This window comes from Arenicella chitinivorans (assembly GCF_014651515.1).
In the GTDB taxonomy this organism is placed as follows: Bacteria; Pseudomonadota; Gammaproteobacteria; order Arenicellales; family Arenicellaceae; genus Arenicella; species Arenicella chitinivorans.
Genome location: NZ_BMXA01000009.1, coordinates 35,378 through 54,509 on the forward strand (window position 1 = coordinate 35,378; position 19,132 = coordinate 54,509).

The 19,132-nt window shown below is 50.4% G+C and carries 12 protein-coding genes; 3 read left to right on the top strand and 9 right to left on the bottom strand.

The genetic code is table 11. The annotated features are described in order from the left end of the window. Nucleotides 1-4 precede the first annotated feature (4 nt). Nucleotides 5-598 carry a TetR/AcrR family transcriptional regulator gene (locus IE055_RS16770; protein ID WP_189402847.1) on the top strand — a complete coding sequence of 198 codons (594 nt, stop codon included), beginning with the start codon at nucleotides 5-7 and terminating at the stop codon, nucleotides 596-598. Between the two features lie 150 nt (nucleotides 599-748). On the opposite strand, the gene IE055_RS16775 is transcribed toward IE055_RS16770, so the two are convergent. After that, nucleotides 749-2,116 (bottom strand): hypothetical protein, encoded by a 1,368-nt coding sequence (locus IE055_RS16775; protein ID WP_189402848.1) that lies wholly within the window; start codon nucleotides 2,114-2,116, stop codon nucleotides 749-751. A gap of 246 nt (nucleotides 2,117-2,362) precedes the next feature. Between IE055_RS16775 and IE055_RS16780 the strand changes: the two genes are divergently transcribed. Beyond that, the gene (locus IE055_RS16780; protein WP_189402849.1) at nucleotides 2,363-3,007 is read left to right on the top strand and encodes a TIGR02466 family protein; all 645 of its coding nucleotides are present in this window, start codon (nucleotides 2,363-2,365) and stop codon (nucleotides 3,005-3,007) included. Nucleotides 3,008-3,206: 199 nt separating this feature from the next. On the opposite strand, the gene IE055_RS16785 is transcribed toward IE055_RS16780, so the two are convergent. The 3 genes from IE055_RS16785 to IE055_RS16795 form a co-directional block, all read right to left on the bottom strand. Further along, complete coding sequence (locus IE055_RS16785; protein ID WP_189402850.1) at nucleotides 3,207-4,268, bottom strand: DUF6807 domain-containing protein; 1,062 nt, start codon at nucleotides 4,266-4,268, stop codon at nucleotides 3,207-3,209. 164 nt (nucleotides 4,269-4,432) lie between these two features. Continuing rightward, on the bottom strand, nucleotides 4,433-5,668 hold the full coding sequence (locus IE055_RS16790; RefSeq protein ID WP_189402851.1) for a hypothetical protein: 1,236 nt from the start codon (nucleotides 5,666-5,668) through the stop codon (nucleotides 4,433-4,435). 58 nt (nucleotides 5,669-5,726) lie between these two features. Continuing rightward, nucleotides 5,727-6,476 carry a JmjC domain-containing protein gene (locus IE055_RS16795; protein WP_189402852.1) on the bottom strand — a complete coding sequence of 250 codons (750 nt, stop codon included), beginning with the start codon at nucleotides 6,474-6,476 and terminating at the stop codon, nucleotides 5,727-5,729. Nucleotides 6,477-6,675: 199 nt separating this feature from the next. On the opposite strand from IE055_RS16795, the gene IE055_RS16800 reads away from it, so the two are divergent. Beyond that, entirely contained in the window at nucleotides 6,676-8,097 is a 1,422-nt protein-coding gene (locus IE055_RS16800) for an MBL fold metallo-hydrolase RNA specificity domain-containing protein (RefSeq protein ID WP_189402853.1), read from the top strand. Nucleotides 8,098-8,136: 39 nt separating this feature from the next. On the opposite strand, the gene IE055_RS16805 is transcribed toward IE055_RS16800, so the two are convergent. From IE055_RS16805 to IE055_RS16825, 5 genes are all read right to left on the bottom strand, one after another. After that, nucleotides 8,137-9,450, bottom strand: coding sequence for an aminotransferase class V-fold PLP-dependent enzyme (locus IE055_RS16805; RefSeq protein ID WP_189402854.1), 1,314 nt, complete (start codon nucleotides 9,448-9,450; stop codon nucleotides 8,137-8,139). 73 nt (nucleotides 9,451-9,523) lie between these two features. Beyond that, nucleotides 9,524-10,285, bottom strand: coding sequence for a DUF2182 domain-containing protein (locus tag IE055_RS16810; RefSeq protein WP_189402855.1), 762 nt, complete (start codon nucleotides 10,283-10,285; stop codon nucleotides 9,524-9,526). Continuing rightward, entirely contained in the window at nucleotides 10,282-11,817 is a 1,536-nt protein-coding gene (locus tag IE055_RS16815) for a tyrosinase family protein (protein ID WP_189402856.1), read from the bottom strand. Before IE055_RS16815 ends, IE055_RS16810 begins: the two co-directional genes overlap by 4 nt. A gap of 282 nt (nucleotides 11,818-12,099) precedes the next feature. After that, nucleotides 12,100-16,884, bottom strand: a complete 4,785-nt coding sequence (locus IE055_RS16820) for a beta strand repeat-containing protein (protein ID WP_189402857.1) — start codon at nucleotides 16,882-16,884, stop codon at nucleotides 12,100-12,102. A gap of 258 nt (nucleotides 16,885-17,142) precedes the next feature. Continuing rightward, on the bottom strand, nucleotides 17,143-19,131 hold the full coding sequence (locus IE055_RS16825) for a BCCT family transporter (RefSeq protein WP_189402858.1): 1,989 nt from the start codon (nucleotides 19,129-19,131) through the stop codon (nucleotides 17,143-17,145). Nucleotide 19,132: the final 1 nt, after the last annotated feature.

Below are 19,132 nucleotides of genomic sequence, written 5' to 3' on the forward strand. Positions count from 1 at the left end.
ATGTATGAGATATCAGGAAACACATCGAGAAGAGACACGGCGTAGGCTGATATCTCAAGCATCCATTCGGCTCCGCCGAGATGGACTTAATGCCGTGGGGCTGCGAACCTTGGTCGCGGATGCCGGTGTCACTCATGGCGCCTTCTACGCGCACTTCTCATCTAAGAGTAAACTGGTCGAGGCCGCCATCGAGGAAGCGCTAAACGAAACCTGTCAATTGCTGGCTGAAGAGGTAAGACATGCTGCGCCTGACAACCAGCTCGAGGCGTTTGTGTCGGCCTATCTTAGTGAACAACATTGGAAGTCACTCGACCATGGTTGTATTGTGGCGGCACTCGCCCCAGAGATTGCGCGCGAAGATGCTGCGCTGCGGCAAGCCCTGACGCGAGGCAGCGAGCCTATATTCTCTCTATTACAGAATCTGCTTCCCAGCGGTGGTGATTCAGCGAGCAGGGCTGCACGCGCAGCAACCATATTCGCAGGAATGGTCGGCGCATTGCAATTGGCTCGTTTGCACAAGGATCCAGAGACCGTTAAGCCAATGCTAGCTGCCGCACGAGGCAATGCCATGGTCGCTGCCGCGCAAACTTGGACGTGAAAATGATCCACCGCTAACCGCCAGTATTGCTCCAAGCCAGCATTCGGGTCAGGTTTTGACCCGATTCATCAACAGGGTGTGCGTTGGGAGTTGTTCTTCTGACGTCACCTGTTTGTCAAAAGGCAGGCCACACTACGAATATGTGATTAACTAGGGGGCCGGTTTCAACAACAGTGTTAAAAAAATATTGTCATAATCTGCGTCGCTTTGGAAAAGGTGCGAGGCCACACTCGATCGGCTTAGTTCATACCCTGCTGGTCTAGAGATATATTGCGTTGCATTTTCCCAAGCTGCTGAACAATTGTTGCACTTTACCCGGATGGTCCAGCCGAGAGTACTGCTGTCGGTGGGAACACCGATTTCAAAAGGAATCATTGCGTCGCCAGCCTCTGGATAGTAGTAGAATGAGAATACCGTAGGGAAATCAAAACCGGATGTGGCTTGTTCCACTGAAACGACTATTTGCTCTTCGCCGCTTGCAACTTCAGTGCCGGGAAAGTCGATACCGCCCGAATAGCTGTCGGCCGGTTCAAGTGTGATAGGTACATTCACGCTTGTATTCACGTCATAGCTGGTCGCGCCAAAAAAGTCCGTGGTCCCCGTCGTGTTGCTCCAGAATCCACCGGTCGTAACGTCAATCTCAGCACACCCTTTGAGACATTCGTATTCTAGGTCTCGTGTGACACCATCGCCACTAATCAGAAACGGAAATTCATAGTCAACTTCGGTCTCGCCGGCAGGAATCGTGACTTTTGCCGAACTGGTTTGAAGGCTCGAGCCACCGAAGTCAATCGCTACCGGGAAGGTCCTAATGTCAACTTCCAGACCGCCTGCTGGCGCCACAACACCGCTAGGTAGCCTGAGTTTTCCGAACACTTTGGCTGTCTCTGGTGCAGTGGTTGTTTGATCATCAACTAAAAGTAAGCCCAAGATTGATGGAATGACTTGAATCGCGCTCGCTTGAGAGTCGGTTGACTCGTTGCTTGTATCAAAGCATCTCCACGGTTTAACGTTGTTCCCTGACTCGATTCGGAAATGATCGAATAAGACTTCAGAGATGGGGCCGCTGGAATGGTCGAAGATAATAGCCCACTGGAAAGACCCGACGTTGCGAGTAAGATAATACGAACGAGTACACCACTGATTATTTGTGTCCTCGAGTTGCTTGGTAATTAACCCTTGCGGGGAACCGAAGATCAAATCAAGCGTTTCCACTTTGGCGGCGTTGAACTTGTTGTACTTGTAGTCAAAAGTGATTGTGACAAAGTCATCAACGAAATACCCGCCTGTTACCCCACCATTTTGATCTTGGCTCGGTAGTACTTGAAGCGAAGAAACACCAAAGGTGACGTCGTCGCGTCGTGTTTGGTATCGATCCGAAAATGGTTGGTAGGTGGCTAAATCTAATATTTTGGCAATAAGGTCGTTTTCGAACTGCGCCGCACTGGGCATGGAGAATCCAAGCCAAAACAGCGCGATGAAATACACGCACGAGGCCCGCGAAGAACATGAAAACATAATGAAGTTCCTAATGCTTGTCAGTCGTTTGACTGGATTTAGATGACGATCCCAACGTGGCGCGCGAGTCTAACAACTTTCCGCGTGAAAGCAAATCAGTACGGATCAGTTGACTCGAGACCATTTGAAACCAACACGGCCGCCACCTTTGGTTCTGGGTGTGATGACTTTCAAGCGCTTTAGATTAGGTTTCGAAATCAGCTACACTAGCTGAACTCTGCCAAAACCAACTATTTTCAACGCCGCATGACCTTGACTAAAGAATTATTTTTTCCAACCCCGATTTACTTCATTGATGTCGAGGACGCAGAGGCGTTAAACGCATTTTTAAAGACGCGTATTTATAGTTGGCGTGAGCAGGATGCCACTGGTGTGCAGCGCTCCAATGTGCGTCAAGTTGGTGCGTGGCATAGTACCACGACGATGTCGTCGCGCCCGGAGTTTGCGTCGTTTGTGGATCTCGTGTCAGCGCAAGTTCAGCAGGTTTTTGGGGATCAATTGTACGCAGCAGATTCACATCCTTTTTGCTTGAACATGTGGGCAAATATTAATCCACGGCAAGGTTACAACCGAAGTCATGTGCACCCAGGATCATTATGGAGTGGTGTGTACTACGTGCAGGCACCAGAGAATTGTGGACAGCTTATTTTTCAGGATCCGCGTGCACAGGTTTCGGTGATGGCACCATCACTGAACGAGTCTCGTGAGCGTGGCGCGGAGCATTGGCCTGAGGTGTATCATCGAGCAGTGGAGGGCAGGTTGATTCTGTTCCCGTCATGGTTACGTCATGAAGTCGAACCCAATATGTCGCCATTAACTAGCCCAGACAGTGATCGAGTCAGCATTAGCTTCAATTACGGTCAGCAATTAGTGCGGAGCAAAGGTGGTTAATACACCGGCCACCACACGTGATTTATCCAACTTGCGTGGCCAACCTCGTCACCGGCAGACACTAGTGTCTCCAAAACCTACAGATAGCACGAATTGGTTGCTTAGGCATACCGGTTACAAACGCTCCATGTTACACATACAAAAGTTCAAAATGTCGTGACCACACTAGGATTACTGGGCATGATGAGCCAAGGTTGAGTCACCAGGGCATCCCGACAAACTCCTCAAACCACGTGTTGATGGTTGCGTCGTCCAAAGTAAGACCACTGGTAATGATAAGCTGATTTCTAAACGTTCGTTGTTCAGACTTATTAAGTCTAAAGTTGAGGTTTTCTTTCCCTTCGGTGTAAACGCCACTGCCGAGGTTGTTAACCGCGAACAGTCCGTAGTCGCGAGCCATCCAATGTGGCGGATGATTAATATTTTCTGGAGAATCAAAAATTAGAATGCTGATTGGTTCACGCTCTACGAAGCCGCTTAGCTTCATCCAGCTGGCACGTTTACCCCATACTTCCGGGTAACCCTCTAGCCCTCGACTGTTTAAATACCGTCCGCTGACCTGCGAATTATCAAGCAACGCTTCGTTGGTCTCTTTAAGGTTGAGGTCTAACAGTATCGCTGGTTTGGCGCTGGCGATTTCGAGTTCTCGCGCAACGCGAATTGCAAACAATCCCTCTTTGGAATCATGGAATACAATATCTTGGTTGGACGCGGTTACTGTCGTGGTATGCGTAAGGACACGGCGGTGTATATCGCCACTAAACTCATAGTGAGTTGTCTCTTCAAGCAGTACTTGGCCATTGTCATCAATCCAATCTTTGGCAACCACCAGCGTGCCGACAGCGCCGGAGCTCGATTCCAGTACGGATTTATGCTTAATCTGACCATATCGAACACCGGGTTTAGGCGGCGTACGACCGGCGTTCCAAAAATCAATTCCATTAACGTCACCATGATTGAACCAAATACCAAAATGGTGCGTGTGATCAATGCGTTCTCCGGCTCTGGGTGCGATCGGAAAGCCGCGCGTAATGGTTTGGCCACTGGCACTGAGTACAGGGAACAACACTGGTTTCTTAAGCTCAGTACCGTCGTACACATAAGAAGTAAAATAGGCCCCGTTTACGACCACATCCACCTTTTGCTCAGACTGATTGTGCGTGATCAGCACTTGCGCATTTAGCGGACCGCACAGGCCGCACAGAAATAGGGCGGTGAACATACCGCTAACACAAAATTTCAACCTGAGTATACGACTCATAGCATAGGTCTTTCTAGACCTAACTTCGGCTTGCTAAATAGGGTAGTTCGACAGACATCAGCGCAGACTGCATTTTAGAAAAACAGAGCACAAAGGCGTATGTTTGCACATTGCGGCCGGTAGCTCGATATTTCAGGTCTCGTGGTGCTCGTTCCACCGCGCACTTAAACGGTTGGATCGGACTCATAAAAGGTGACGATAATGCTCGCGTCTTCGCCGGGTTTTCCGAGCGTGTCTACCACGGCCACTTCACCAACTTCACCGGCGCGGCCACCTCGCCCGCCCGCCGCTCCAGCGCCACCTTCGCCGTAGACAAGTGTGGATCCGGAGAGCGCGCCTTCGGTGTACAAATAGTTTGCACCACCAGCTCCGCCACCACCGCTGCCACCGCTACCAGCGCCACCGCCGCCGCCGGCTCCAAAAAAACCCGCACTTTGATGACCAGCGCCGCCGCCACCGCCAGCACCGCCGGTATCAAATACAGATTCGGCACTCGTATTGCTTGCACCAAGTCCACCAACAGTGCCTTCTCCTGCATCACCGGTAAGCCCTGGGACGTTGCCTGCGCCGCGTCCACCCAAGGAGTCTTGGGAGGTGTAAGGAAACCCTTCGTTGTAGACTACGTTGCCACCGGCACCACCAGAAAAGAAGTTCGGTTTACCATTCTCGCCCCCTCGATCAATCGATTCGTTATCGTAAGTGCCGCCTTGGCCACCTTTGCCGCCAGAAAAATTACCGCTCTCTCCGACGTAACCACCGCCAGCGCCGCCACCGCCGCCTGCGACAACATAGGGTTCGGTATTTCGCCACACAGCAGCATAGCCGCCACCGCCACCTCCGGACGTGCCGCCGTAATTAAATTCAGAAGGGTTTACGAAAACTGTTCCACCACCATCACCGCCGTCAAAATCCCCGCCAGGGGCAGTGTCACCGGGTTCGGTTGCAATTCCGCCGCCGCGACCAACTCGTGCAGTCAGCACGTCACTGTCGGAAAACTGTGAGCCGATATCATAGATCGCCCGAACTGCACCGCCGTAACCACCGGATGCGCCAGCGGCTAATTCAGAAGCCTCGGTTGTCAGAGATGGTGCGCCAGCACCACCGGCTCCGTTGGCGACAATTTCAATAAAATTGGCATTAGCAGGAATACAAATTTCTTGCGGTGTGTCGGCTGCTGCTGCCGGCGAATAGGTGTCAGCAGACGAGAGCTGCGTCGGACACTCGCCATCATCATCAAGAAGCAAGGAAATAACGGAAGGTAGGGCGTCGGTATTGGCTTGCGCTGACTTTACGAAAGTAACTGCACCGGAGCCGGTAACCACCACTTGCTTGAGAAACTTGCGCCGTTGGTCACGCTCAGATTCGCTTAACTCAATGTTATTGTCTTTTTTCTTGGTCACCGCAATTCTCCTGTTTGCTTGGGAGCATTCATGGGGGAGCTCCATTAACGTAAGTAGATCAATCCATTCTAACGAAAAGGTCAGTAAATGGAATGCGACTTCGGTCCATTTTTTGTGCGTTTTTCAACGTATAGAAGGGAATACTGATCGAAATTCGGGGGCCAGAGACCTGAACCACTCTATGAAAGGTGCCGGGAGGCATGTACAACAGGCTGCCTTGTTTGAGCGTAAACTCAGATGCAACGCTCAAATATTCCTGCGTTTGCTCTTGGGTCATGGCACGCATGTGACTCGGAATCTCTTGTTTTGGTTCAAAAATTTGCCATACCGCGTCACCATGCGATTGCAACAAAATTTTGTGCTGCGGCAGATCGCGGTGCACGTTATAGGAGTTTCCGCTCTCGTTGGTGGACACATACAGGTGGACATCTGCGTGCATGCTCTGGTCGCCGAAAAAATCTTCCAATTCGGTGCATAAGCGGGCGATTCCGGGCGTGATTTGCGACGAATTAGGCATCATGAAACTGAAACCATCACGGAGATCTTGAGTAAACGCGGCTTTTTTGAGTGCGGCCGGTGTCCAGGCACAATTCGAGTCTAAGTTCGGCGCGCGTGCGCCATCTTTGATTACTTGCACGAATTGGTTGGCATTGCAGCCATCGTTTAAGCGGCGTTCGATGTCGTCTGGGCTGACCAATCCGTCAAATTTAGTGGGCTCACCTTCAACAACCAGACATTTACCTTGGTCGAAATGCTGGCGAAACTCGGCCAGTGAAAGCGGCTGAAAGATTGCTTCAAACAATTGCATAACGTACAACGTTCCTAGCGACGTAACTCATGAAACGCTAAGCATACTCAATTGCGATCTCGAACACACCACGGGATTCCCCGATTCTTGGCGAAACATATCGTTTTGTATTCTTGCTAAGAATCCAGATTAATTTGAGCTGGATCAAGGTGGTGGCAATTCGTTTTGGTATGGTGTTAGCCCATATTCGAGGTTTGCTATGACACAACTTACACATTCACACTTAGGTAAAATCACCTTTCTTGGCGCAGCCCTTGAAGTTACCGGCTCTTGCCATCTTTTAGAGGTTAATGATCTGCGCATTTTGCTGGATTGCGGAATGCACCAGGGCGGCTCGGCATTTCGTCGCAACAGTGGTGAATTTGACTTCGATCCGTCCAGTATCGATATGGTGGTGCTGTCGCACGCACATTTGGATCATTCCGGCGCACTACCGTTATTGGTAGCGCAGGGGTTCAGCGGACCAATTTTCTGTACCGAAGGTACCAGCAAACTGTTGCCCATTTTGCTCGAAGATGCCTTTCATTTGTATGAACGGGATGTGTTTCATCGCAACACACGCCTAAAGCGTGCTGGAAAACAAATGCTGGAATTGCAATACCATCTCAGTGACGTCGAGCAGGTACTATCCTTAGTGAAAACCAGTCGGTATCAACAGCCAGTTCAAATTGGTGATGGGACTCAGCTGCAGTTTTACGATGCGGGCCACATTCTTGGGTCATCTATCGTTGAGCTATTCGTCACGCAGGGAGAGGTTAGCAAGACTCTGGTGTTCTCCGGTGACCTAGGTAACCCCGACACATCGTTGATGTATGATCCCGTCAAACTCAAGCAGGCCGATATTGTGTTGATGGAGTCGACCTATGGGGATCGAAATCATCGAAGTCACACAGCAACGTTGGCCGAGTTTGAGGGGATTATCGAGGCAGCGGGCTGCGAAGACGGCAATATTCTGATCCCAGCGTTTGCGGTCGGCCGTACCCAGGAGCTATTGTTTGCCCTAGGTTGCCTTTACCAAGAAGGCAAATTAGACGGTTGGCAGGTATTTTTGGATAGCCCTATGGCGAAAGCCGTCACCGATGTCTACAACCAGTGCTTATCACGATTGGATCGCAAAGATACAGCCGTGATGCGGCAGTACGGTAGTTTGTCGCTCCAAGCGTTTCTGCCGTGTTTAACCGTGTCTGAATCGGTAGAGGACTCTATCCTGATCAACGACAGGAAGTCTAAGGCAATCATCATTGCCGGTAGCGGGATGTGTACCGGAGGACGAATACGGCATCACTTTAAACAGCGCATTTGGCGGCAAAATACGCATATTATTTTTGTTGGCTTCCAAGCCGCTGGCACGATTGGACGAAAGTTAGTTGAGGGCGAAAAACGGATGAAGTTTTTTGGCGAGGAGATGGTAATCAATGCACAGGTACACACAGTCGGAGGTTTCTCGGCACACGCGGGCCAGGATGAGTTAGTCGAATGGGCGAATGCGTTTACAGGGAAACCAAAGTTTTGCCTCGTCCACGGCGAGCAAAAAGCCGTTGTGGCGCTCAGGGATGCGTTGCTAACTCGCGCCGATATCGATGCAGAGATCGCCGTGAAAGGCGCGAGTGTCTACTTTTGACGTGACTGGTTTAGCAACTTATTTAAAACGTATTTTGCTTCAAGCCAGCGACGCAATTTGTGCCAAAGCCTGATCAATCTCGGTCTCATTATTCAACAGGCTCGGGGCAAATCGGGCATAGCTTTGTCGATAGGGCGTACTGCTCATGATGATGCCTTTGCGATGCATTTGTTTGACTACCGCTTCCGGCGCAAGCCCCTCCACATCGAAGCAGACGAGACCGGACGACAATTCTGACGACATCGGCGTGTAAAGCTTGACGTGCGGCATGTTTGCTAACCCCTCCTTGGTCTGACTATTTAATTGGTGAATGCGCCGTTGAACATGGGCTTTGCCAAGCTGCAAATGCAAGTTAAACGCGGCTGGTAGTGCCCACCGATGTTCAAACGAGTGAAACCCGCCCGGTGACATATGTTCACCGATGGCCACTTGATCTAACGTGGAGTTACCTAACCACACATCGTAAGACCGACTGAAGCTGGGAATTACTGCTTCTGAACGGGCCCAAGCTTTGTCGTTCCCCCAAACCAAGCCGGTACCGCGTGGTCCAAATATCCATTTGTGTGTGCCTGCGATAAAGAAATCGCAGCCGAGCTCACTGATGTCTTGGTCTTCAATTCCGAAACCGTGCACGCCATCCACGCAAAACAAAATTTGGTCTTGCGCTGCACGTTTTGCGTTTAGCTTTTGAATGACGTCCGCCATGGCGCGAATCGGTAGTTTCACGCCCGTGGAAGAGTGTACCCAGGTGACGGCAACCACGCTGGTTTTAGCAGAGATGCCTTGTCTTAGCCGTGTCAATATCGTGTCGAGATCAGCCTGTGATGGCGCATCGTATAAACTAATTTGACGGACGTTTGCGCCGGTGCGAGCGGCGCGGTGCGCCAACGACATGTCGGTGGAGTAATGGTCGTGTGTTGTCTGTACAATTTCTTGCCCTGGCGCAAGCTTAAGCCCGCTATAAACCATTGCTAAGCCCATTGTGGTGCTGTCGGTCAGAGCAATTTGTGACCCAGTGCCCCCCATGTAGCGGGCAGCGGCGTCGGCGATTTCGGCGTCGATCGTTTGATAATGCGCGTGCCAATAATCTGCTGGATTGTTATCAAATTCTCGTCGATGGTGTTCAATCGCAGCCGTTACTGGACGTGGATGCGATGCCAGTAAAAAGGTTGCAAGTTGAATGTAGTCACGTGTCAGCGGAAAGAGGTCCCGTAAAGCACTCCAGTCTGCCGGATCGATCGGGTCGGAAGCATCTAAGTGTCCGCTGCCAGCATCGCCAGCGTGTGCCGAACCAGCAGCTAGGGTGGCACCAAAGGCCACGCCTGAGATGCCTAAGAATTTGCGTCGTTGCATGGTTTCTCCTCGCTTACACAGTGTCGTTTGTTTGACAATAGACTATTAAAAGCGAGAGGTAAAGCAGACTATGCTATGGCGCGACAAGACGACGTAGTTTGCGGCTCGGAACCAATCGCCATTCCCAAGCTGGCTTGGTTGGCACCTGCATACTCTCAGTCAGCATGATAAAAGTGAGTAGCAGCATCACTGGCTGATGTGCCACCACAAAGACCGTTGACAGCAGCATGAGTGCCCAACATGAGCCGACACACCAGAAACCATGCCAAAGACCAAAGCGCACAGCATCAAGATAGCTTCCAATCCCGTACGCGCGCAGCGCTGGATGCAGATGGTTGCGATTCAAGCACTGTTGCTTAGACGGTGAACATTGCCATACTAGGGCAAGCGTCAGTACAAGCATGATCAGCCCGGCTGGTGTGTCACTGAACGCCTGTCTAAGCGCCCGTGCGCCGAACAACAACAACGTGCCAGCGAGTATCCAGAGGTAAAGATATGTCATTAAAAACAAGGCTATCAGCGCAGCACGTTTATTGCGGAAACTTCGCTGTGCAAGGTGTGTGAGCGGGGCGATTAAGGTGGGGAACATCATTGCGACAATCATAATTGCCCAACCAAACATGCTTGCACCGGTGAGCAGCGTCAGTGGCGACGTAAAACCAGACTGCGCGATCAAAACACCATTAATACACATCGCACCGGCGAGTGATTCGGTGGCGCCTGTAAATTCGACCGGATCGGTTCGTGACCATAGGGTCAAATATACCCAAGCTACCGCACTCAAGCACAACACGCCGCAGCTAATGCGGCGGCGTGTCTGGATGACATCAGTCATGAGCTGCTTTCGCGGTATACACCAATCCGACCAACGCTAATTTCTTCGCCGTTTGTAATCGACTTATCGGGTTGAATACGAACATCCAGTGAATCGGCGCCGAGACCTTGCTCAAGATGCAGCGCATCGATTATCTCAGTAATATCCAACTCTAGGTCCAGTCCAGAGCCGCCGTGTTCGCCTTCTTTGAGGCTTGCTCGTCGTAATCCAAACAAGGCGATACTGCCTGCCAACTTGCCGTTGACATAGACTATAAGTTTATTCGCATCGCGCTTGCCACGAACATTTTCCAGTTGTAAATAGGTGCGATCTGGAGCTTGATCAACCGCGGCGCTCGCTAGGGTTTTCAGCAGTGTATTTTTGACGGCGGGATTGAGCTTGACCGCGGCTCGAACACCAGCGCTGCCAATGGTAAGCGTGTGGTCGTGCGCGCCAAGTAGTTCTGAGTCAGGTTTGTTGGTATCAGATGCCATTGTTGTTACCTCTGCGTGGTTAATACCAAATCTGGCAAGCCGTTTTTGCACGGGTGACAGCACGTCGGTCGTGTCGATATCGGCGCTGAGTCCTTCGTAAGTATAGTCAACCTTACTCATGGCATCGACTTCCTGCGGCGTAAATACCCAAGCGGTTGAACCCGGTTTGGGCATGACGAATTCTCGATTACCGGTCGCGGCAGGGCCCTTAAGCCATCTCGCAGATGTTGGGTTTTTATTGCCGTTTGCATTCCAAACAGCCCATAGGCGATCAATATTGCAATGATGCAGGTAAAAAATCGGGTCTAAGGCTGCCAGGCCTGGATCAGACATCAGGCCCCCAATACCATTCCCTGGTGCATCTCCACCAACGTCAACATGCACTTGATTGTGCGGATTGTTTTCCAGATTACCGGATTGGCCACCACCATGCCAGAAATCGGTCTCTGGGCCACCAAAGCCGGGGCGTGGTGTGTTTGGGCTGCTGCCGGTGTAGACATCATTCGTTAGACAATCCTGATTAACAGGCGGAATCTCGACGTAAATATTTCCGTCGCTCTTTGGGCCGAAACGTGCAGTAACAAAAAGAGGGTTATCTTCGCCATCCGGTAACGTCTGTTCAGTAAACGCAGGCGGAATGTGATACTCATTTCCAGGCCCCAGGTAATTCCAATAGGGCAGCGACCAAGATTGCGGTCCGCCAAGACTTACAATCGCCTCACGCAACTGCAATTCAAGTGCAATGAGATACCCTCGGTGCCAAGGCAAAAAATACCATGATTGATGCTGACATTGGTTCCAGTATTGTTTTAATACATCGCTTGAGGGCAGCGGTGATGTCGGTACGCTAGGCGCAGGTGGGATGTAAGCCCAACCTGGGTAGCCGGACTCTGTTCCGGACACATATTCGCCATGAATGGCGGCAAAAAACCACCAGCTGTTTGGGTCGTCTAGCGTGCGGGATTGCATAACCCCCACACCTTTTGCGTACCAATATAAATCTTGATTATCGAAAGTACCGTTGGAATTCCACGCGTTAGAACGAGTGTACGCTGTCATTGTTTATCCTTCCTGCTTCCTAGCAATTGAGTTCAGTTTGAGAGGGATGACTCGCTGGACATGCGATACGTAAAAACAAGTCGTCGTGCCTAGTGCTGGATCGGAATCCATCCGTATCCCCCCGAATACCAATGCGACATCAAATTCAGATGCCGCCAATCCACAATAGGTCATAGTCGGCTCACGCCTCAATTGGACTAATGTCTAATTTTCCAGTGCAATAAAAAGCCGCCGAAACCCAATGATTTCGACGGCTGAATTTAGAACTAAAGGTTATTGCGATTAGATGGGCGTGTTATCCAGCAACAATTGGAACAGAATGCTTGGAATTGAATTGCGACGGCGCTGATCTACTTCATCTGGCACGCCATTTCCGTCGACATCGGCATCCGGTGAGTTCGGGTCTGTTCCAAACTGAAATTCCTGCAGATTGGTAAACCCGTCGTTGTCGTTATCGGCTTGCTGATCGAACGAGTTGAATGGGTCGAGACCATTGGCATTCTCGAAAGCGTCTGGCATTCCATCACCATCATCGTCGTCATCGCAAACATTGCCAATGTCGTCTGAATCTAAGTCGGCCTGATTCGCGTTCGGCGTGCGAGGACAGTTATCAACCGCGTTCAAGACGCCATCATTGTCTGTGTCGTCGTCTACCAGCAAGCTCGCATTGGCAGGGCCGCTGTTGCCCGACGAAGAAGTTAGATCTCCGGAGGTATTAACGAAATTTCCCCCAACTGAGGACGTTACAGCAATCTGTAGCGTACAGATGGCACCATCGGTGACGGTGCCATCGGTCAGGCTGATCGTACTGCTGCCGGATGTTGCAGTGACTGTGCCGCTACAGGTATTGATAAGATTAGCTGGTGTTGCAATCACTAAGCCTGTCGGCATGACATCGGTAAACGCGAGTGACGTGGCCGCGACTGGGCTGGCGCCGTTGTCGATCGTGAACACCAAGGTAGATACCTCGTCTGTATTGATCGCACTTGGCGTGAACGCTTTGCTAAATAACAGCGATGGCGGCACAACAACCAGGTCTTTTGTCGCCGCGTCGGCGGCGTAATCGCCACTCGCCGTTAAGGTGCTTGTTGTGTTCCGATAACTACCGGGGAAAGTGGAGACAGGAACCGTTATGGTCACCTCAATTGTACATGTGGATTGCGCAGCAACTGAGGCATCTCGCACTGCTATGTTTGATGCTGCTGTCACAGACGGAGTGCCGCAGTTGCTTACAATTGCTGTACCGTCGGCAGCTAGCCCGGTCACAACGGCATCCAAGTCATCAGTGAACGCCAAACCGCTGATCGCCACTGTTTCTCGGTTCTCAATGACAAACGTCAAGGTCGTAGTCTCTCCAGCCTGCGGTGCCGGTGAGCCAAATACTTTAGTAAATCCAATATCTCGTACTGTGAGCGTGGCGGTGGCAGTGCCACTATTGCCTAACGACGAGGTGAGATCACCGGATGTATTTAAGTACGTGCCTGCGACAGCAGCCGAAACTTCAACTGAGACAGTACAACTTGAACTGGCTGATACCGTGCCACCCGAATAGGTGACTACCGCACCTCCAGCAAGTGCGGTGATCGTTCCACCGGTACAGCTGGTAGAAACATTCGGCGTTGCAGCGACTACCATGCCTGTCGGCAGGTTATCAGTGAAATCGATGCTGCTCGCGGAAAAGGTACTGCCCGAATTATCGATTGTGAATTGAAGCACACTGGGGATCCCAACCGACACAAACTCCGGGGAGAATGTCTTGTTAAAACTCGGTACCAGGGTGACCGTCACGTCGTCTGTGGCTTCTTGCGCAATCACTAGACCATTCGAGGTTAACGGAGACGTGGTATTTTGAATCTCAACTTCACTCTCTATGAGGGGTAATTGAAAGTCCACTGTAAAACTACATGTGCCACCGTTTGCTGCGACAGAGCCACCAGAAAACGCCAGAAAACTCGTTCCTGTCAGGGATGATCCAGGGCCGCATACGTCGATTAACGGCGTATTGGTTGCCACTAATCCAGTCAAAACATCATTTAGATCATCCGTAAAACTAAGCTGGTTCACCGGGTCAGTAGCGTGGTTATTGGTGATGGTAAATGTCATCGCCCCAGAACCGCCACTGATGAAAAATGGCTCAGCGAAGCTCTTGCTAAACGTGACATCATAGTCGGTAACGGTAATTCTGGCTGACGCAGGCTCTCCGTTGACAGCCAACCCTGACACCGTGCCAGATACGTCTGACGTAGTGTTGGTAAAATTACCCGTTCCAACGAGAGGCGGCACACCAAGATTGATGGTGAGGGTACAGCTGCTGTTGGCCAACAATGTACCGTCAGAAACTTCTAGAACCCCGTTCATCGACGTGGCAAAAGAGTAGGGGGCATCTTCACATGTGCTCATGGCCGCATCCACACCTTCGAATGTGAAGCCCGGCAAATGTGTGTTGATGTCATCTGAAAAGGCAACTGACTGAACATCTTGAGTTGTACTCAAATTGCTAACCATAAACTGCATTTGTACAGGTGAATCCAGCTGTACGGTCTGATTAGAAAAAGACTTCTGCAACTGAATAAACGTCGAGTCCACCAATAACAGATCCCGTGCAGGCAGAGCCGTGACGTTACTCCCATCAATCGTTGCCGTTAACATCGACGTTTGACTCAGATAACTGCCGTTTGGCGTTGCAGCAGGGGTTGAAACAGTCACTTCGATGTTGCAACTGCTATCAGGCGCTAGCGTTCCACCCGAAAAAAACAACAGGGTAGTGCCTGACAAGGTACCGCCACACCCATTCGTTTGTGGTGGAAGCGTAAAAGTCAAACCAGGGATGACGTTGCCTAAAGCGAACCCAAATGACATGTTAGATGCCGCATTGACGTCGTCGTTGTTGGTCACTGTAAAACGCAGTGTACTGGAGCCTCCGGCGATTACAGGGTCGTCCAAGTAAATCTTGCTGAATACAAGTGGGGAAATCGCAATTGTGGCGCTGGCCGGCGACGATTGTACAGATTCTCCATTCAACGTCGCAGAGAGATTTGTGGTGCTGTTGGTATACACACCATGGCTAGTCTCGGGGGGAACATCAAGCGTAACAGCAAAGGTGCAGCTCTCGCCAATCGTAAGTTCGCCATCGGTTAAGGTCAATACGCCATTAACGTGCGTCAGCGAGGAGCCTTCGCCGCATGCAGGACCTGTGGGCAAGGTTATACCGAGACCGGTTATCCCCAGATTATTTAAATCATCTTCAAAAGTGATGGCCTCCGCATCAGGACCAGATTCACCAGGATGGTTGATCGTATATTCTAAGGTGGTCGACTCACCGGCAGAGATCGTTTCATCAGTAAATGCTTTCTGCAGCCGTGGTGCAGCCAAGATCTGCATGCTAACAGCTGCTGGCGGCGCACCAATGGGATTGGCAGTTAGTACAGATGAAACGTTACTGTAAATACCCGTCGGGGTTGATAACGGAATATTGAAATTAAGAACGATTTCGCAGCTTTCTCCCGACGCAAGACTCGCATTGGAGACATTGAGGTTCGAAACTCCACTTACTTCGTTGAAAAAAATCACAGAACTTGCCCCGCAGTCCCCACTCTGGGGTATCGGCGCCACCCGGTTGGAAGTAATACTTGGAAGGAAAGCACCAACCGCATCGGTAAACGAGATGTCGGTGAGGGGATTATTCGGGTCTGTATTGGTGATTTTATAAACTAAGCTATTCGAATCGCCTGGTATTACCTGTGTTTGAGTGAGGCTCTTAGTAAACAAAGGCGCATACTGTACTTGCAGCGTGTCTGTGGCGATATTCCCTACCACAGCACTACCATCTAACTGCGCACTTACTGGGCTGGTTGCGACACTGTAACTACCAGGGGTCGCATTCGAGGGCGAGGTGAACTGTGCAGTTATTCGGCAATTCGCAGTGGCTGCGACGGAGACAGCTGATAGAGATAGGGTACTGCTTCCTGCCCCAGACACGATACCGCCACAGGTGTTGGATACCACGTTATCAAACACGATGCCGGCGATTCCAGGTGCTACGTTCAGGTCAGAGCTAAATGCGACGTCGATGGCTGCGGTGTTTCGCGTAGTGTTACGAATGACGTATTCGACAACACCACTAGCGCCGGGAGCAAGTGGGTCGTCCAGAAACTGTACGGTTAATGAAACTGGCGTGATACTGACTTCGAGGATATTAACCGCCATACCGACTGCGTTATTAACACCACCACCTAAGGTTGTCACGAGCAAATCATCAGACACATTCAAGTAAGTTCCAGGGCTGGTGACAAGTACGTCAATCGCGATCTCGCAAGTCTCCCCGCTCTCAAGAAATGGTGGTTGAACTGAAGCCGTAGTGCTGTAAGAAAATGTGTTACTGCCTGGTGTTGCGGACACAAATGGGCTGACTCCCTGACAGGTCGTCGCTAAATTGCTTGGTGAGGCGATCACCATACCATCCGGCAATGTATCTCTTAAGTTGATGGCGGCAACATCTTCGATACCGTTTAAATTGTCTATTAGAAATGTCAGGCGGGACTTCGTCTCCGCAGCAAGTGGCACGGAGGCGGGCGAAAAATATTTGGAAAATGACGGGAGTTGATCACTGATTGATAAACCAACTGATTGAGACATGGAAAATCCAGCACTGGTACTGACTGTGGTCTCTGGAAGGGTGTATTGGCCAGGGATTCCAGAAATGTAAACTTCAAATGTGCAGGTTCCGTTGGCGCCAAGCTGATAATCGACAGCGGAAAACTGATTACCACCAGGGGACGCACTCAGACTCGATGACTGGGTGGCAGCACACGAAGTCTCCATCACCACAGGAGCACTGATCACAACACCTGCCGGGAAAGAATCTGTAAAACCAATCTCGGTGATTGGTGTTGCAGTGTTATTGATGACCGTATAATTAACGGTGGTAATTCCGTTCGCGCTGGGAGTCGTATTAGAAACCTGTTTGTTAAAGGTAACCGGGGTTTGCGCAAATACAGCCCCGCTCCAAAGTAGTGTGGATAAAACAGCGAAAAACGTTAATGCGTTAACGTTAAGAATCCTACTCACACGTCGACTTGATGTGCATTTCATTGCGGTCCCCTGAGACTTGTTTTTCATTGTCCGGCGATTTTTATTATTAACCTGACATTTCTAGTTTGTCCCCGAACACTCGGAATTCAGGGGAGTGACTACAACTATATGTCTGACCCGATACTATTTTTATTTTAGCACTGATTTTTTACTACTGGCCTTTAGTCTGAAAAAAAAACGCGAATCTCTAAGAATGTGGCAATCAAAAACGAGCGATGTCAATGGACGCATGTACTATAGTGAGTCGAGGAATCGTAGGTGGTTCGCGTATCGACCAATGATGTCCATACGAATTTGAGCCTTAGTCCAACCCATGACACAGTAGCCTTGGCCGCCCTCGCTTAGGTGGACTTCGGCCTGAACCATACTCTCAATCGAATTCAGTTCTGAATCAGAGTTGGTTTTTTGTCCACTGGAATTCACTTCGGCGCAGATCACGCGATAAACAAAGTTCACCTGGTTACTTTGGAGTACAACGAGCGAGATCTCGCCGCTTTCACTTATCTGATCCTTGATCTGGCATTCAACGCCGTGTGATTGAACTTCGTGTGCAAAGTCATTCATCGCCGGTTTAACATTGGCTTTGAGGAATCGTTTTACGTCGCTAGGCTCCGGAAAACTCAACAAACCGTTGATCTGATCACGCCAATCTTCGGTCTGCGCTTGCATAATCCCAGGCGGTAAGTTTACTTCGACCTCTCGTTTTGAAACATCGGCTCTCAATGCTTTGAAAAAACCATAAATAGCCCATAGTAGCGCTGCTGAGAAGGGGAGTGCCCCAGCAATTGAGGCTGTTTGCAAAGCCGAGAGCCCACCAGCATACAACAGTACGGTCGTCACTAATGCGATTGCAATAGTCCATAGCACACGCTGCGGGATCGCGGTATTGGTGGCACCTTTTGAGGACAACATGTTCAAAACCAACGCACCGCTGTCTGCTGATGTCACAAAGAATACCACCACCATCAGCAATGAAATTCCTGACAGTAGTGACGACATAGGCAGGCTCTCAAGAAAATTGAACAAAGCGACCGCTTGATCTTGCTGTACGATTTCACCAAGGTTAGCCATCTCACCGGTACTTATCAGGTCGATCGCGCTGTTTCCGAATGCGCTCATCCAAAAGAGGTTGAAGACGCAAGGAACCAACATGGCACCAAACACAAACTCCCGAATTGTTCGCCCCTTCGAAATACGAGCAATAAAAATGCCGACAAAAGGCGCCCACGAGAGCCACCAGCCCCAATAGAGAATTGTCCAACCACCGAGCCAGTCAGTTGGATCATAAGCGTATAGGTTGAACGTTTTGGATACAATCTCTGACAAATAATCGCCAATGTTTTGCATAAACGTTTGAAAAATCAGAATTGTTGGGCCTGCGAGCACCACGCCTATGAGAAGCAATGCAGCGAGCGTCATATTGAACTCAGACAGACGCTTGATCCCTGCATCCAGACCCATGATGACAGACACGGTTGCCAGCGCCATTGTGCCAATAATGAGTAAGACTTGTACCTGCGGACTGATCGGTACACCGAACAAATGTCCCAAGCCTGAGTTTATTTGGATGACGCCCAGGCCTAGACTCGTTGCGATACCGCAGATTGTTCCTAAAATCGCAAAGACATCAACTGCGGTACCCCAAGGTCCATAGATGCGCTCGCCGATTAATGGGTAGAGTGCTGATCGCAAGGTAAGCGGCAAACCGTGCCGGTGTGCAAAATAGCCTAATATCAGCGCCACAATTGCGTAAATTGACCAGGCGTGTAAGCCCCAGTGGAAAAAAGTCAGGCGCATGGCTTCGCGTGCGGCTTCTATGGTTGCACCGTCGCCTTTGGGCGGAGACATAAAGTGCATCACCGGCTCGGCCACACCGTAAAACATTAAGCCAATCCCCATGCCGGCGGAGAACAACATTGCAAACCAAGACAGGTTGGAGTATTCGGGCTCGGAGTGATCTAACCCTAACTTAATATCGCCGGCTCGGGAAAACCCGAGAAACGTCACGCACACCAAAATAATGGCCGCCACCAATACATAGTACCAACTCGCATACTGAACGATTCCGGCCTGCAAACTGGCGAATAGCTTGCCGCTGTGTTCTGGATTTAGCCCGGCGTAGCCAACTAAACAACCAAGCATCGCCAGGGAGATAGTAAAGACTGGCTTGTCGACCGATAAGCCCAGTAGGGTGTTTTTGTGACTTGATTCTTTGTTATTCATC

Excerpts from the sequence above, each read along its gene's own strand:
- IE055_RS16810 (WP_189402855.1), bottom strand. The coding sequence starts at position 10,285 with ATGACTGATGTCATCCAGACACGCCGCCGCATTAGCTGCGGCGTGTTG.
- IE055_RS16785 (WP_189402850.1), bottom strand. The coding sequence starts at position 4,268 with ATGAGTCGTATACTCAGGTTGAAATTTTGTGTTAGCGGTATGTTCACC.
- IE055_RS16815 (WP_189402856.1), bottom strand. The coding sequence starts at position 11,817 with ATGACAGCGTACACTCGTTCTAACGCGTGGAATTCCAACGGTACTTTC.
- IE055_RS16800 (WP_189402853.1), top strand. The coding sequence starts at position 6,676 with ATGACACAACTTACACATTCACACTTAGGTAAAATCACCTTTCTTGGC.
- IE055_RS16770 (WP_189402847.1), top strand. The coding sequence starts at position 5 with ATGAGATATCAGGAAACACATCGAGAAGAGACACGGCGTAGGCTGATA.
- IE055_RS16775 (WP_189402848.1), bottom strand. The coding sequence starts at position 2,116 with ATGTTTTCATGTTCTTCGCGGGCCTCGTGCGTGTATTTCATCGCGCTG.
- IE055_RS16780 (WP_189402849.1), top strand. The coding sequence starts at position 2,363 with ATGACCTTGACTAAAGAATTATTTTTTCCAACCCCGATTTACTTCATT.
- IE055_RS16825 (WP_189402858.1), bottom strand. The coding sequence starts at position 19,131 with ATGAATAACAAAGAATCAAGTCACAAAAACACCCTACTGGGCTTATCG.
- IE055_RS16795 (WP_189402852.1), bottom strand. The coding sequence starts at position 6,476 with ATGCAATTGTTTGAAGCAATCTTTCAGCCGCTTTCACTGGCCGAGTTT.
- IE055_RS16805 (WP_189402854.1), bottom strand. The coding sequence starts at position 9,450 with ATGCAACGACGCAAATTCTTAGGCATCTCAGGCGTGGCCTTTGGTGCC.